Below are 14,059 nucleotides of genomic sequence, written 5' to 3' on the forward strand. Positions count from 1 at the left end.
AGGACCAGACTCTACGACGTCTCCCTGCCGAAGAGTTCACCGAGGGCGGCATCCACCTGTTCCATGTAGGTCGGCGAGAGGTTGAACAGACCGAGGTGGCCGGCGATGTCGTCGATCACGTGCAGCTCGCTACCGGGAATCAGGGCCTGCTCAGCAGCACAGTCACGGACCGGGAAGAACATGTCCTCGCTGATCGGCATGACGTAGGTGAGCGCCGTGACCCGGCCCAGGGCGGCGGCGAGATCACCGTCGGTGTGCCGGGAGACGTCACCACGCTGCCACTTCCACGCATTGTTGAGCAGCGTATTCGGGTCCATGGACATGAACAGCGGGTCGAGGAAATCCGCCAGTGCCGATTCCGCCGACTCCAGCCCGAGCCCCTTCCATGCCTCCTGTTTCCACCACTCAGTGGAGAAGCCCATCGCCGCCCACAGGTGGGACTGACGGCGAAGACCGTCGGCGACCTCGGTGTGCGAGGAGTACTCGCCGCCGTTGAAACCCGGATCCGCCGTCACGGTCTCGTTGAGCGTCTCGGTGAAGATGAAGTCGTGTGGCGTGTTCTTCGCGGTGCCGGCGATCGGTGCGGCCCGGTGCACCTTGTCCGGGAAGCGCACAATCCACTCATAGGTCTGCTGGGCTCCCATGGAACCACCGACGACGGCGAAGAGCTCCTCGATGCCGAACATCTCACGCAGCAGACGTTCCTGGGCGACAACGTCGTCACCGATGCGCACGTCCGGGAACTTCGACATCGCGATCGAGGCGTCCCGCGTGTTGAACGGGGAGACCGACATCCCGTTGCCGATCTGGTTCACACTGATGATGAAGTACGTCGACGGGTCAAGTGCGTGCCCTTCCCCGATGTAATGCTGGAACCAGGTGCCGTGGGTACCGGAGTACCAGGTGGGGATGAGGATGGCGTTCGACCTGTCCTCGTTGAGTTCACCGGCGGTGGCGTAGGCCAGCCAGCAGTCCTCGATCACTCCCCCTTCCTCCAGCTCCAGGCGCCCGATGGAGGCGGTCTCATAGGGCCCCTGGGTCTCGGCGGTGTAGAAGGCGTTGCTCAGCATGAAACGGTGGTCCTTCCGGTCGGAGAGTAACTGTGACTGACCTCACGATGTTGCCGACGAAAGTACACCGTTGCTCTGCCGGGCGCCACCGTCATCCGTAGCCTGGCCCCATGTCTCTGCTGACCCGGTCCCCCGCGTCCCTCGCCGCAGCCGCCGTACTCACGGTCTCCGCGGTGGCCCTCTCCGGTTGCTCGATGCCGTGGACGGATTCCCCGACCGACAGATTCCTCTCCGCGGTCAACGAGGGGAACTGGGCGGACGCCGCCTCCGACACCACCGATCCGGAAGCCGCGGAAGCGTGGCTGACCGGCATGGAGGAGTCCATCGGCGAGACGACCCTCCACCTCGACAACGACGACGGCTCCACCACCGCCACCTGGACCGTCCCCGCCGGTGACGAAGTGACCTCCACCGGCACCCTGTCCACCGGCGACAGTGACAAGGTCGCCTGGGACCCGACGCTGTTCTCCGACGATCTCACCGCAGACTCGACCCTCACCTATTCCGACGACCGGAACTACGGACTGCAGGTCCTCGACCGCCGCAACGACCCCCAGCTGTCCTGGACACCGGTCACCGTGGTCACCGCCACCGACGAGACCGACCTCAACGCCGTGGCGGACGCCGTGCGTCCCGCGATCCCGGACTTCGACACCGCCGACGCCGAAGCGCAGATCAGCGATGCCGACGGAGAAGTGGCCCTGTTCTCCCTGCGCGCCGAGGACTGGGACAGGGTGAAGGACGCCATGACCGGCCTCCCCGGCGTCTCGACCCGTGAGGACGGACGCCTGCTGCCGGCCTCGGCGTCCTCCTCCCCACTCGACGGCGGCCTCACCGACTACTGGACCGAGAAACTCGACGACACCGCCGGCTGGACCCTCGCGGTCGCCGACGCCGAAGGCACTCCGGCCACGGTGCTCGGCCAGAAGGACGCCGACCAGGTCGATCCGGTCCACACCACCATGGACCTCGGCATGCAGGCCGCGGCGAACCGTGTGCTCGACGGGGTGGACCAGCCCGCATCCATCGTCGCCATGTCGGTCTCCACCGGCGGAGTCCTCGCCGTCGCCCAGAACGACGCCGCCTCCGCTGAGGGCACACCGGCACTCACCGGGCTTTTCCCGCCCGGATCGACATTCAAGACAGTCACCACCTCAGCCGCCCTGGCCCGCGGCACCGTCCACGCCGATGACACGGTCTCCTGCCCGGCGAGTGTCGATGTCGACGGTCGCACGATCCCCAACGACCACGACTTCGAACTCGGCGAGGTGCCGCTGCACACCGCCTTCGCACAGTCGTGCAATACGACCCAGGCACTGATCTCCCGTGACCTGGAGCCCGATGACCTGAAGAACACCGCGGCACAGTACGGCCTCGGTGTGGACTTCGACGCCCCGGGCATGACCTCGGTCACCGGCTCGGTGCCGACCACCGACCAGGGTGCCGCCCGGGTGGAGTCCGCCATCGGGCAGGGCGAGGTCGTCGCCTCCCCCTTCGGCCTGGCACTGATGGAGGCCTCGGTCGCCAACGGCGGAACGATGGTCACCCCGTCCCTGGTCACCGGGGAGAAGACGGAAGCTGACCAGTCTCCGGAGCCGATGGATCCGGCGGTGGTCGAGTCACTGCGGTCGATGATGCGGGAGACCGTGGAATCGGGCACGGCGTCCCAGCTCAGTGACATCGACGGGCTCGGCGGCAAGACCGGCACCGCCGAGGTCGACGGCGGCCCGGCCCACGGGTGGTTCGTCGGCGTGGTCGGCGACGTCGCCTTCTGCACCTTCATCTCCGGGGCAGACTCCTCCACCCCGGCCGTGGACCTTTCGGGCGAGTTCCTGCGCGACGAGGCCCTGTCGGAGGTCACCACACAGTAGACGTCCGGCGGAGTCAGAAGACATGGCAGGGGACATGGCACAGAACATGGCAGAGTAGAAGCATGAACAGACGTCTTCTGACCGCACTGCCCGCCGTCACGCTGGCGGTGTCCCTCGCCGCGTGCAGCGACTCCGACGACGATGCGGCGGAGAGCAACACAACCACCACAGCGACCACCAGCTCAGCGGCAGATGACAGTTCAGCTGCGGCACCGACGTCACCGAGTGCGGTACAGCCGGAGGAATCCACCGGCGAAGCACCCGACGACAACACAGAGGAGCCCATGACCATGCCCGGACACCCCGACATCCCGATCGTCCCCGGTACCGCGGATGCCTACACCGGCTCCTGGCGTGACCCGGACGGCGGCGCACTGGTCACCTTCGCCGATGACGGCAGTCTGACCGGTACGGACGGTTGCAACCGCTTCGTGGCGAAGTGGGCGCTGGACTCCGGGTCCGGTGGCGAAGGGTCAATGGCCACCGTGGAGCCCTTCGCCACCACGATGATGGCCTGCTCCGGCCCGTGGAGCGCCTGGATCCTGTCGATGCACGAGGTGCATCATGAGGGGGACCACCTCTCGGTGACCAACGAGGGCGGCATCGAACTGGGTGAGCTGATCCCCGCAGACCCCGCGTGAGCGACCTGACCGACGGTGCACGCCCGGCACCCCGGCTCATCGCCACCGACCTCGACCGCACCCTGCTCGACAGTGCCGGCGGGGTGAGTCCGCGAACCCGGGAGGCACTTGACGCCGCGGCGTCCGCCGGGATCCACGTCGTCCCCGCTACCGCCCGCAATCCGGTGGGACTGCGGCACCTCCAGCCGATCCTCGGCTTCGACCAGTGGGCGCTGTGCAGCAACGGTGCCTTCGGGGTACACCTCACCACCCGTGAACTGCTCTTCTCCGATGAGGTCCCGGCCGAGGTCATCGCACGGTTCGTCACGGTACTCGATGCCGCCGTGCCGGGGGTCCGCTATGCCGCGGTCCGGGAGGGCGGGGAGCGCTTCGTCGCCCAGGACGGGTACGCCGATCTGGCGACCTTCTCCGACCACAAGCGCGACCCCTCGACGATGCACGGTGAGACCCTCGACGTCGTCACCGGGGAGTCCGCACTGAAACTGGTATTCCGGCACGAGACTCTCGGAAGCCCGGATCTCTACGCGATCACCCGCGGGCTGGCGGACTCCGGTGAACTGGACAGCGGTCAGTTCGAGATGACGCTGTCCGGCGCTCCGTTCGTCGAGGTCATGGCCGCGGGAGTGTCCAAGGCCTCCGGCCTGGCGCAGCTGTGCACCCGGTTGGGTGTGGACCGCTCCGAGGTGCTGGCCTTCGGAGACGGGCTCAACGACCGGGAGATGCTCGCCTGGGCCGGCCACGGGGTCGCCGTCGCCAATGCCGAGGACGTGGTGAAGGACGTCGCCGACGAGCTCACCACCTCCAATGACGATGACGGCGTCGCCCGGATCATCGAGTCCCTGCTCTGAGCTGTTCCCTCAGCACCTCCCCGAGGATCTGCACGGCCTCGCCGTAGCGTCCGGGCTCCGGGCCAGCGAAGTTCAGCCGCAGGAACCGGCCGGTCGGCTCGCTCGGGAAGAGATCGTCGCCACCGGCGATGATCACGCCCCGGGCTTCACAGCCGGTGACGAGCCGGACGAGGTCCGTCGCGTCCGGTAGTCGCAGCCACAGGTTCAGGCCACCGGTGGGCACCGCGGTCAGCTCCGCCTCGGGAAGATGCGTCCTCACCGCGGTGACCAGCAGGTCCCGCCGGTGTGCGAGACGGTCCGGCAGCGTCCTGAGGTGACTGCGCCAGGCGGGCGTCCCGAGGACGTCAAGGGCCGCGGCCTGGAGCAGCGGGGAGACGTACATCGCCGAGGCGCCGACGTTGCCGAGGATCCGCTCGCGCACCGGACCACGGGCGATGACCGCGCCGACCCGTAGCGCCGGAGACAGTGACTTCGACAGGGAGCGCAGGTAGATCACCCGGCCGGAGTCGTCACCGGCGGCCATCGGTGACAGGGACGCCGCCGCGCCGTCGATCGCGAAGTCCCTCGCCCAGTCGTCTTCGACAAGGAAGGCGCCGTGCCGTGCGACGACCTCGAGGATGCGGCTCCTGGTCTCCGGGGACCACACCGCCCCTGTCGGGTTGGTGAACCTCGGCTGGGCGTAGAACAGCCGCGCCCCGGTCCTGGCGAAAATGCGGTCCAGATCGGTCGGATCGGGGCCGTCGGGGCCCGTGGGCAGCGGAACCATCCGGACGCCGGTCTGCCGTCCGGTGAGTACCGCGCCCCAGTAGGTCGGAGATTCCAGCACCACCGGCTCACCTGGTCCGGAAACTGCACGGAAGATCGCCGAGAGCCCCGACTGTGTGCCCGGCAGCACCGTGACATCCGTGGCGGTGACCGGTGTGACGCCAGGTGGGGTCTGTGCAGCGAGGTCCTGGGCGAACCAGTTTCGCAGTTCCTGCAGGCCGGCACGCGGCGCGGCAGTCACCGCGGCGTCCGACCGGGCAGCACGCCCCAGGGCCTGCCGGACCGCTTTCTCGGGCAGGAGGTCCCGGCCCGGGTATCCGTTGTGCAGCGCCACCGCGTCCACCGGGGTAGGACGCAGCACCCCGGAGGCAGGAGTGGACCGGAGCCCACCAGGTACCCGCCCGGCAGTCTCCCCCAGTGCCCCGACCTGCCAGGAGAAGTCGGTCGGGCGGACGCGTCGGGTCTCCGATGCCGAGGCGATGAAGGTGCCGACCCCGGGGCGGGTCTCGACAAGGCCTTCAGCGGTGAGGGCGCGCAGTGCCTCCTGGACGGTCACCGGGCCGAGTCCGTGTTCTTTCGCCAGGGCCCGGGTGGAGGGCAGGCGGGTGCCCGGTGCGCGTCCGGCGATCCAGGTGTGGAGTTCTGCGGTCAGTCGCGAACTGCTACTGTCAGACATGAGAAACCATGATAGCGCTATTGCAAATGGCGCAGAACCGCTACTGCGCCCGGTACGGCAGTCCTCGAAACTCCGCAACGTCCTCTACGAGATCCGTGGGCCGGTGGCCGACCGTGCCACCGCTTTGGAGCGCGAGGGCGCGGATATCCTCAAGCTCAACATCGGCAACCCCCAGCCGTTCGGGTTCACCGCTCCCCCGTCGATCGTGGAGCGCATGGCACACACTCTCGACGTCTCCCACGGTTACTCGGACTCCCGCGGACTGCCGGAGGCGGTGGAGGCCGTCATCTCCCGCTACGCCGCCGCCCCGGACTTCCCGGAGCTCGACCGCGACCAGGTGTTCCTCGGCAACGGGGTCTCCGAACTGATCACCATGACCTGCCAGGCACTGGTGGACACCGGCGACGAGATCCTCGTCCCGGCTCCTGACTACCCGCTGTGGACCGCCATGGTCACCCTCGCCGGCGGCACTGCCGTGCACTACAGGTGTGACGGGTCCGATGACTGGAACCCGGATCTCGCCGACATGGAGGCACGGATCACCGACCGGACCACGGCAATCGTGGTAATCAACCCGAACAACCCCACCGGTGCGGTCTATCCGCCACATATCCTGCGCGGCATCGCAGACATCGCCCGGCGCCACTCCCTGACCCTGCTCGTCGATGAGATCTACGACGTCATCACCTATGACGACTCCACCCACACCCATCTCGCCGCAGTCGCCCCCGACGTACTGACACTGACCTACTCAGGCCTGTCGAAGTCGAGCCGGTTGGCCGGCTACCGCGCCGGGTGGATGGTGGTGACCGGTCCGACGGAACACGCCGAGGACTTCCTCCACGGACTCAAACTCATGGCGTCCACCCGGCTGTGTGCGAATGTGCCGGGCCAGCAGGCGATCGTCGCCGCGCTGGGTGGTACCGAATCCGAGGAGGACGCCGACCTGTCGATCGGTGGGCTGACCGCCCCCGGTGGTCGACTGTGTCGCAGCCGGGACGTCGTGGCGTCCTCGTTGACCGCGATGGACGGGGTGAGCTGTGTGACGCCCCGCGGGGCGCTCTACGCCTTCCCACGGTTGGATCCGGAGATCCACCAGATCCGGGACGACGAACAGCTGGTCATGGACCTTCTGGAGCGCGAGCATATCCTGCTGGTCCACGGCACCGGCTTCAACTGGCCCACCCCGGACCACCTGCGCATCGTACTGCTGCCTGAAGAGACCGTGCTGGGCACGGCAATGGAGCGCATGGGGAACTTTCTGGCGTCCTACCGGCAGTGACGTCGGCCTGCCCTCACCGATATGTGACAATGGTTAACGATTCGCCGGGATACCGCGATAGCAGTAACTGAGACGTCGGTCACACCGGCATCCCGTGACCGGCGTCAACTGTCTCCGACCGCCATGAGGAGTGGCAGGAACAATGACACACACCACCCATCCCCGACTTACCCGTCGGGTCGTCACCGGCACGGCCGCGGTCGTCGCCGCAGTGGGACTCGCCGGAGTCCCCGCAGCCACGGCCGCCCCCGCCCTGCCTGACGCCACCTCACCGCTTGCCGAGGGGTCACTGTCCTCGCTGCCGAGCCTCCAGTTCGCGGGACGTTGGGTCGACGTGAACCCGGCCGGCAACGGTGAGTTGACCTTCCACAACGGACGGGTCTCCGGCACCGACGGCTGCAACGGCATCGGCTCGACCTACACCGTCACCGGCAACGTCGCCCACGTCAACCCGTTCATGTCCACCATGATCGCCTGCGACAACCAGTGGCTCGGCGGGGTCAAGACCGTCGACCACTTCGGCGTGGTCATGGTCGTCCGCGGCCAGGACGGCCAGATCATCGGCCTGCTACGTCCGGCCTAGATCCCCGGCTCTGATCGCCCGGAGATCTACCTTGCTCGCCGTGATCTGCCTTTACCGCAGGTCACGGCGGTTCATACTGTTTATCCGGTTCATGCGATGTAGCCCCGGGCGTGGCGGAACACTCCGGACCCTCAGCGTCACTTACGATTGGCCTATGTCTAACCCCCCCATCGCATTCGTCATCGCCGGTTCCGAAGCCACCGGCGGCGCCGGCATCCAGGTCGACCTGAAGACTTTCCAGCAGCTCGGCGTCTACGGCGTCGGTGCCCTGTCCTGCATCGTCGCCTTCGACCCGAACAACGGGTGGGGCCACCGCTTCCACCCGGTCGACCCGGAGCTCATCGCCGAACAGTTCGAGGCCGCTCTGGCCACCCACTCGGTCGAGAACATGAAGACCGCCAAGGTCGGCATGCTCGGTACTCCGGCGACCATCGAGATCGTCGCCGAGAAGCTCGCGGAGCGTTCCTGGGAGAACCTGGTCCTCGACCCGGTGCTGATCTGCAAGGGCCAGGAGCCCGGCGCGGCGCTGGACACCGACAACGCCCTCAAGGAGAAGGTCCTCCCGCTGGCCACCGTCGTCACCCCGAACGTCTTCGAATCCCAGAGCCTGTCCGGTATGGAACGCATCGAGACCGTCGAGGATCTCGAGGAGGCAGCCAAGCGCATCGGCGAGAAGGTCCCCTATGTGCTGGCCAAGGGTGGCGTCGAACTGCCGGGCGAGGACGCCGTGGATGTCCTCTGGGACGGCCACGAGATCACCCGGTTCGCCGTGCCGAAGGTCGGCGAGCAGCGCGTCTCCGGTGCCGGCTGCACCGTTGCCGCTGCGCTCACCGCGGAGCTGGCCAAGGGCAATGACGTCGCCACCGCCGTACACGTCGCCAAGGACCTCGTGACCCGCGGCATCGAGTACCGCGTGACCGCGAACACCCCGTTCGACACAGTCTGGCAGGGCGCGTAGTCCCTTCCACTCTCCGACTCGGGCGCTCCAGACTGTTCTGGCTGTTCAGGACCACCCTGGAGCGCCCGAGTCATGTGAGCGGCGGGTCGGCAATCGACAACACTCAGAGAACCTGCCGCGCGGGAAGCCGGCTCGCGAGATCCGCACCCAGCGTTCCGACCAGATCGCACCCCCAGATGGTGAGTGACTGCTGCCACGGATAGCCGAAGGTACCCCACCGCAGGTCACGGGTCATGTGCATGCAGTAGTCACCGTCCGGCCGCCTGCACAGCAGCGTAACCTGCCTCATAGCGGGCCGGACCGACTCCGTAAAGAGGCGACAGACCGACGATCAGCGATCCGGCGGGAAGTCTGATCGCCGATGCCGAGCCGTCATAGAAGTTGGGACGGAACTCGGAGCTCTCCTCGAACCGTTCCCAGAAAGGCGCGTCGTCCCTGATCTCCCGCCAGACGTCGGTCACCTCACATCCTGATCCGGAACGCCGGGACATTCTGGTCGACGACCCACGGCTCGGCGTGCAGAGTGAACAGTTCCTCGGCATTGCGGCCGGTGGACTGCCCGTCGGCGAAGGTACCTTCCTCGAGAACGAGGTAGGCCGAGGTGTCCATGAGGTACATGAACAGGTCTTCCGGCGAAATGGAGGCGTTCACCACCTGCAGCTCCGGGTGCCCCAGCGCCCAGAGACCGTGGGTGTAGCCGGAGAAACCGTCCTTCTCCGGGCGCAGCCAGGCCGACACCCACAGCGGCCACGGGGTGGAACCGAACTGGCCGGTCACGACCTGCTGGAGGAACGGCAGGCCGAAGGTCGCCGCAGCAGTCCCCGAGTAGTAGCCGACGAGGCCGGGCAGGCGGGACAGAGCCATCGTCAGCATCCCGTGGACACGCGCGGCGACAAGCTGGGTCTGTCGTGCAGACAGGTCGGCGACCTGCTCGGCGGGCTCCCCGGTGAACTCCGGCGGCACGGCGACGAGGATCTGTGCCTTGTGCGTGGAGATGCGGTCGCGGTCCTCACCCTGGCAGTAGAGCTGGTGGGCGTTGGACTCCGCCTCGTGGTCCGGGACGGGTGTGTCGATGAGGGTGAGGAAGGCGGTGGCCCCGAACTTCGCGATCCGGACTTCCAGAATCCCCTCTTTCCCTGCGACCGGTTCCATGGTGACGCCGAGGTCACCGGGCACATCGGACACCTGGGCCATCACGTCGTCCCGTGCAGGAAGCTCCTCGAACAGCAGGTCACCGAGCATCAGGTGCGGTTCGAACGTGGCGGACGGTACGGAGGTGTTCTCGTCAGACATGGTCGCGAGGGTACCTGAGACGCTGTGGTGCGCTGAGAAGGGTCAGTCGAGTCCCGGCTGATCGCGTCCTGCAGTCCGAGGAAATCCAGGAGGTACGGGTCTGCTCGATGACGGTCGCGGCCTGGGCGAAAAGGTTCATGAATGGCTCACTTGTTCCAGGAGTCACCCCCCACCGCCGGTAAAATGGACAGGCTACACCACCACAACACCCGAGGAGCCGGCGATGACCACGCCTTCCCACTGATCTTCAGCAGCCTGGGAAAAGTCGACGTCGGCCCCTGCTGCCCGACCTGACGCCCACCGGCCTCGCATGGCAGCAGTACCTCACCGAGCCGACGCCGGACGGCGACCCGGCCGCCAACGAGACCCTGCTCGGTGCCTACGTGGAGTGAATCCTCCGGCACCGGCGATCCTCCGCTGTGCCACAATCGTCCCCATGCCGATGCATAACGGGGACCAGAACACCTTCCAGGTCGACCTCGGCGGAGTCGTCGACCTGCTGAGCCGCCACATCTACTCCGGCCGTCGGGTCTACCTCCGCGAACTTCTGCAGAACGGGGTGGACGCCATCGCCGCCCGGCGCGAGACCGACCCAGCCGCTCCCGGCACGATCAGCATCCGTCCCCTCACCGCGGACCGGGAGACCTTCAGCCTCACCGACACCGGTACCGGTCTGACCGCTGACGAGGCCCGTGATCTGCTCACCACGGTCGGCCGCACCTCGAAGCGCGACGAATTCGGTCTGCAGCGGGAGGGTCGCCTCGGTCAGTTCGGCGTCGGCCTGCTGAGCTGCTTCATGGTCGCCGACGGCATCACCATGATCTCCCGCGCCGCCACTCCCGGCGCGTCGGCCATCCGGTGGACCGGCTTCGCCGACGGCACCTTCGAGCTCACCGAACTGACCGCTGAACAGACCGAGGCCCTGCCGGTCGGCACGACCACACATCTGACGCCGCGTCCGGACGAGCGTTCCCTGCTCACCGAGGACGCGGTGGTACGTACCGCCCCACAAGGCTCAATGCCGGCCGACAGCGACTGGGTCGCTCCCCCTTCGATGTCTGCTGCGAGTCACTGTCTCAGGCGACAGCGGAACTGGGTCGGACGGCAGATTCCGAGAGGTGGATGCAGCAGGCCCGGGAGCATGCCACTAACCTGGGAGAATGACTGAACCAGATTCACCTGACAGTCCGACCGCCCGTACCTCCGACCCCGCGACACGCCGGGGTGCGGTAGGCCTCTACCCCGATGACATGCACCCCGGGCTCGTCCCCGGAATCAGCATCGATGAACAGCGCAACAGGTTCGGCCTGGACAAGGTGGTCTTCGGCATCACCGCCACCCTCATCCTCGCCTTCATCATCTGGGGTGTCACCAGCCCTGGCTCAGTGGCCTCGGTGTCGTCGTCGATGTTCTCCTGGGCGATGGAGAACACCGGCTGGCTGCTGAACATCGTCATGATCATCGCCCTGATCGTCATGGTCTACCTGGCATTCTCCAGGTTCGGTGCGATCAAGCTGGGTAAGGACGACGAGGAGCCGGAGTTCTCCCGGTTCTCCTGGATAGCCATGATGTTCGGTGCCGGCATCGGCGTCGGCATCTTCTTCTTCGGCCCCTCCGAGCCCCTGTCGTACTACATGTCGCCGCCGCCACACACCGTCGACGCCGACACCCCCGAGGCCGTCCACCAGGCGATGGCCCAGGCCCACTTCCACTGGGGACTGTCCCCGTGGGCCCTCTACGCGCTCGTCGGCGGTGCGCTGGCGTACAGCACCTACCGCCGCGGCCGGGTCTCCCTGCTGTCCTCGGTGTTCCGCACCCTGTTCGGCGAGAACCAGACCAACGGCTTCGCCGGACGACTCGTCGACATCATGGCGATCATCGCCACCCTCTTCGGTACCGCCGCCACCCTGGGCCTGTCGGCAATCCAGATCGGCACCGGCGTGGAGATCGTCTCCGGGGCCGGAAAACTGGCCAACAGCGCCCTGATCGTCATCATCGCGGTGCTCACCCTCGCGTTCATCATCAGCGCCGTCTCCGGCGTCTCCCGGGGCATCCGCTACCTGTCGAACATCAACATCACCCTGACACTGGGTCTGATCCTGTTCGTGTTCCTCGTCGGACCGACACTGTTCCTGCTCAACCTCGTACCCTCGGGTGTGGCGTCCTACGCCTCCGGCCTCATCGAGATGATGGGCAAGTCCCTGTCCTGGGGCCAGGACACCGTCGACTTCCAGGCGTCCTGGACGGCGTTCTACTGGGCATGGTGGATCGCCTGGACCCCGTTCGTCGGCATGTTCATCGCCCGCATCTCCCGCGGCCGGACCCTGCGGGAATTCGCGACCGTCACCACCCTGGTGCCGACTGCGATCCTCATCCTGGCCTTCACGATCTTCGGTGGTACCGCCATCACCCAGCACCGCAACGAGGCCGACGGCATGGCCGGGGACGCCTCCTCGGAGCAGATCCTGTTCTCCATGTTCGACAACCTCCCCCTGGCACAGATCACCCCGTGGATCATCATGTTCGTCCTGGCGGTCTTCTTCGTGACCTCCGCCGATTCGGCGTCCGTGGTCATGGGCACCTTGTCGGAGAGGGGCAATCCCGAGCCGCGCAAGTACACGGTCGTCTTCTGGGGCCTGTGCATGATGGGCATCGCCGTGGTCATGCTGCTCGCCGGCGGCGAGGACGCACTCAGCGGTCTGCAGAACCTGACGATCCTCATCGCCATCCCGTTCTCGGTGGTCCTCATCGGTCTCATCGTGGCCTTCCTCAGGGACCTCGGTACGGACCCGGCGGCGATCCGCCGGAACTACGCCGAGACCGCCATCCACAATGCAGTGGTCAAGGGTCTGGAGGAGCACGGCGACGACTTCGAGCTCTCTGTCGGACGCGCCGAAGAAGGTCACGGCGCCGGTGCGGACTTCGACTCGACCTCCCAGGAAGTCACCGAGTGGTACCAGCGCACCGATGAGGCCGGCAATGCCGTCGGCTACGACTACGACTCCGGCGAATGGGCCGACGGCTGGACGCCGGACGACGATCGCCGTGACGACATCGGGGACGAGGACGCCGACGGCGATCCGGCCACCCCGGGAGTGAACCGGGACTGACCCGCGTCAGCTCAGGCGCAGCTGCAGCAGTCCGTGGACCAGGTCGAGATGCGGGGTGTCCGCTCCCCCGTTGTCGCCGGCCCGGATGATCGCACCGAGCTGGGAGTCGAGTTCCCCGGCGATGCCCTCGGTGATGTCGCGCTGCATGGAGCTGGTGGCGTCCTCAGGCTGGGCGTCGATGAAGGCCATGGTGCGGGCGACCGCGTCCTCCCGCAGTTCCACGCCGGTGGCCCGTGCCGCGGCGTCCGCCTCGGTGACCATGCCCTCGAGGCTGGACCGCAGGGTGGTGCGAAGTACACCGATCGGCTGCTGTGCCACCGCTCCGAGTGAGCCGAAGCAGGTGACGAACATGGCCTTCTCCCAGATGTCGCACCACAGGTCGTCGCGGACGATACCGGTGATCCCTGCGCCGGTGAGTACCTCGGCGAAGTCGGCGAGAGCGGCGTCCTGCGTACTGCCGGTACCCTCCCACAGGCCGACGGTAAAACTGGCCAGCGGCGGAACGAAGCGCACCGTCGCCGGACCGGTGTGGATGAAGTAGCCGCGCACCACGCCGGGCCAGGTGCGGTCGGCGCCCACGGCGTCGGCGACCAGGCGGTGGACCTCCACCGAGTTCTGGGTCGTGGCGATGACCGGACGACCGGGAATACCCTGCACCAGCGCGGCGATCTGCGCCTGTCGCTCCACCAGAGTCACGCCGGTGGCCTTGACTGCCAGGAAGACCACGTCGAGGCCCCCGCCTCCGGAGGTGGTGAGCTCCGCCGGGGACGCCGCGGTGTGGACGGGCACGAACTCCGGTTCCTCCCCGTCGATGTCGACCCGCAGCCCGTCGGCACGGACCGCGTCGAGTGCTGCTCCCCGAGCCAGGACCGTGACCTCGTGACCGGCCCGGGCGAGCCGCGCACCGAAGAATGTACCGACCGCGCCGGCTCCGATGATTCCGATTCGCATGTCCACCATCT

The 14,059-nt window shown here is 67.2% G+C and carries 14 protein-coding genes; 8 read left to right on the forward strand and 6 right to left on the reverse strand.

All coding sequences use genetic code 11. The features are described 5' to 3' along the window. Positions 1-11: 11 nt before the first annotated feature. A complete protein-coding gene (locus tag Q0A27_RS12235) occupies positions 12-1,070 on the reverse strand; it encodes an alpha/beta fold hydrolase (protein ID WP_291475864.1) in 1,059 nt (352 codons plus the stop codon). Positions 1,071-1,180: 110 nt separating this feature from the next. Between Q0A27_RS12235 and Q0A27_RS12240 the strand changes: the two genes are divergently transcribed. The 3 genes from Q0A27_RS12240 to Q0A27_RS12250 all read left to right on the forward strand — a co-directional run bounded on the left by Q0A27_RS12240 (position 1,181) and on the right by Q0A27_RS12250 (position 4,430). Further along, the gene (locus Q0A27_RS12240) at positions 1,181-2,941 is read left to right on the forward strand and encodes a penicillin-binding transpeptidase domain-containing protein (protein WP_291475866.1); all 1,761 of its coding nucleotides are present in this window, start codon (positions 1,181-1,183) and stop codon (positions 2,939-2,941) included. 62 nt (positions 2,942-3,003) lie between these two features. After that, positions 3,004-3,582, forward strand: a complete 579-nt coding sequence (locus Q0A27_RS12245) for an META domain-containing protein (RefSeq protein ID WP_291475868.1) — start codon at positions 3,004-3,006, stop codon at positions 3,580-3,582. Further along, on the forward strand, positions 3,579-4,430 hold the full coding sequence (locus Q0A27_RS12250; RefSeq protein ID WP_291475870.1) for a Cof-type HAD-IIB family hydrolase: 852 nt from the start codon (positions 3,579-3,581) through the stop codon (positions 4,428-4,430). Before Q0A27_RS12245 ends, Q0A27_RS12250 begins: the two co-directional genes overlap by 4 nt. On the opposite strand, the gene Q0A27_RS12255 is transcribed toward Q0A27_RS12250, so the two are convergent. Then, positions 4,411-5,871, reverse strand: a complete 1,461-nt coding sequence (locus tag Q0A27_RS12255) for a PLP-dependent aminotransferase family protein (RefSeq protein WP_291475872.1) — start codon at positions 5,869-5,871, stop codon at positions 4,411-4,413. The two genes, Q0A27_RS12250 and Q0A27_RS12255, sit on opposite strands and share 20 nt — an antisense overlap. Between Q0A27_RS12255 and Q0A27_RS12260 the strand changes: the two genes are divergently transcribed. The 3 genes from Q0A27_RS12260 to Q0A27_RS12270 all read left to right on the forward strand — a co-directional run bounded on the left by Q0A27_RS12260 (position 5,870) and on the right by Q0A27_RS12270 (position 8,694). Continuing rightward, entirely contained in the window at positions 5,870-7,153 is a 1,284-nt protein-coding gene (locus Q0A27_RS12260; RefSeq protein ID WP_291475874.1) for a pyridoxal phosphate-dependent aminotransferase, read from the forward strand. The two genes, Q0A27_RS12255 and Q0A27_RS12260, sit on opposite strands and share 2 nt — an antisense overlap. Before the next feature lie 142 nt (positions 7,154-7,295). After that, entirely contained in the window at positions 7,296-7,736 is a 441-nt protein-coding gene (locus tag Q0A27_RS12265; RefSeq protein ID WP_291475876.1) for an META domain-containing protein, read from the forward strand. Positions 7,737-7,890: 154 nt separating this feature from the next. Beyond that, positions 7,891-8,694: a hydroxymethylpyrimidine/phosphomethylpyrimidine kinase gene (locus tag Q0A27_RS12270; protein WP_291475877.1), complete on the forward strand. Its 804-nt coding sequence runs from the start codon at positions 7,891-7,893 to the stop codon at positions 8,692-8,694. Between the two features lie 103 nt (positions 8,695-8,797). Here the strand turns inward: Q0A27_RS12270 and Q0A27_RS15075 are convergent, their stop codons facing one another. From Q0A27_RS15075 to Q0A27_RS12280, 3 genes are read right to left on the reverse strand one after another with little or no spacing between them, the layout of a single operon-like run. Further along, positions 8,798-8,983 carry a DUF2716 domain-containing protein gene (locus Q0A27_RS15075; RefSeq protein ID WP_367273327.1) on the reverse strand — a complete coding sequence of 62 codons (186 nt, stop codon included), beginning with the start codon at positions 8,981-8,983 and terminating at the stop codon, positions 8,798-8,800. Continuing rightward, entirely contained in the window at positions 8,943-9,155 is a 213-nt protein-coding gene (locus Q0A27_RS12275) for a hypothetical protein (protein ID WP_291475879.1), read from the reverse strand. The genes Q0A27_RS15075 and Q0A27_RS12275 overlap by 41 nt, the downstream gene beginning before the upstream one ends. A 1-nt stretch (position 9,156) precedes the next feature. Then, on the reverse strand, positions 9,157-9,987 hold the full coding sequence (locus Q0A27_RS12280) for a DUF4261 domain-containing protein (protein WP_291475881.1): 831 nt from the start codon (positions 9,985-9,987) through the stop codon (positions 9,157-9,159). Between the two features lie 436 nt (positions 9,988-10,423). Between Q0A27_RS12280 and Q0A27_RS12285 the strand changes: the two genes are divergently transcribed. Together Q0A27_RS12285 and Q0A27_RS12290 are read left to right on the forward strand one after the other, a co-directional pair. After that, the gene (locus tag Q0A27_RS12285) at positions 10,424-11,155 is read left to right on the forward strand and encodes an ATP-binding protein (RefSeq protein WP_291475882.1); all 732 of its coding nucleotides are present in this window, start codon (positions 10,424-10,426) and stop codon (positions 11,153-11,155) included. 82 nt (positions 11,156-11,237) lie between these two features. Next, positions 11,238-13,097 (forward strand): BCCT family transporter, encoded by a 1,860-nt coding sequence (locus tag Q0A27_RS12290; RefSeq protein ID WP_291475985.1) that lies wholly within the window; start codon positions 11,238-11,240, stop codon positions 13,095-13,097. A gap of 6 nt (positions 13,098-13,103) precedes the next feature. Here the strand turns inward: Q0A27_RS12290 and Q0A27_RS12295 are convergent, their stop codons facing one another. After that, complete coding sequence (locus Q0A27_RS12295) at positions 13,104-14,048, reverse strand: 2-dehydropantoate 2-reductase (RefSeq protein WP_291475884.1); 945 nt, start codon at positions 14,046-14,048, stop codon at positions 13,104-13,106. Positions 14,049-14,059 lie beyond the last annotated feature (11 nt).

This window comes from Corynebacterium sp. (assembly GCF_022712275.1).
Taxonomy (GTDB): Bacteria; Actinomycetota; Actinomycetes; order Mycobacteriales; family Mycobacteriaceae; genus Corynebacterium.

Excerpts from the sequence above, each read along its gene's own strand:
- Q0A27_RS12240 (WP_291475866.1), top strand. The coding sequence starts at position 1,181 with ATGTCTCTGCTGACCCGGTCCCCCGCGTCCCTCGCCGCAGCCGCCGTA.
- Q0A27_RS12245 (WP_291475868.1), top strand. The coding sequence starts at position 3,004 with ATGAACAGACGTCTTCTGACCGCACTGCCCGCCGTCACGCTGGCGGTG.
- Q0A27_RS12260 (WP_291475874.1), top strand. The coding sequence starts at position 5,870 with ATGAGAAACCATGATAGCGCTATTGCAAATGGCGCAGAACCGCTACTG.
- Q0A27_RS15075 (WP_367273327.1), bottom strand. The coding sequence starts at position 8,983 with ATGAGGCAGGTTACGCTGCTGTGCAGGCGGCCGGACGGTGACTACTGC.
- Q0A27_RS12290 (WP_291475985.1), top strand. The coding sequence starts at position 11,238 with ATGCACCCCGGGCTCGTCCCCGGAATCAGCATCGATGAACAGCGCAAC.
- Q0A27_RS12255 (WP_291475872.1), bottom strand. The coding sequence starts at position 5,871 with ATGTCTGACAGTAGCAGTTCGCGACTGACCGCAGAACTCCACACCTGG.
- Q0A27_RS12235 (WP_291475864.1), bottom strand. The coding sequence starts at position 1,070 with ATGCTGAGCAACGCCTTCTACACCGCCGAGACCCAGGGGCCCTATGAG.
- Q0A27_RS12270 (WP_291475877.1), top strand. The coding sequence starts at position 7,891 with ATGTCTAACCCCCCCATCGCATTCGTCATCGCCGGTTCCGAAGCCACC.
- Q0A27_RS12280 (WP_291475881.1), bottom strand. The coding sequence starts at position 9,987 with ATGTCTGACGAGAACACCTCCGTACCGTCCGCCACGTTCGAACCGCAC.
- Q0A27_RS12295 (WP_291475884.1), bottom strand. The coding sequence starts at position 14,048 with ATGCGAATCGGAATCATCGGAGCCGGCGCGGTCGGTACATTCTTCGGT.
- Q0A27_RS12265 (WP_291475876.1), top strand. The coding sequence starts at position 7,296 with ATGACACACACCACCCATCCCCGACTTACCCGTCGGGTCGTCACCGGC.
- Q0A27_RS12285 (WP_291475882.1), top strand. The coding sequence starts at position 10,424 with ATGCCGATGCATAACGGGGACCAGAACACCTTCCAGGTCGACCTCGGC.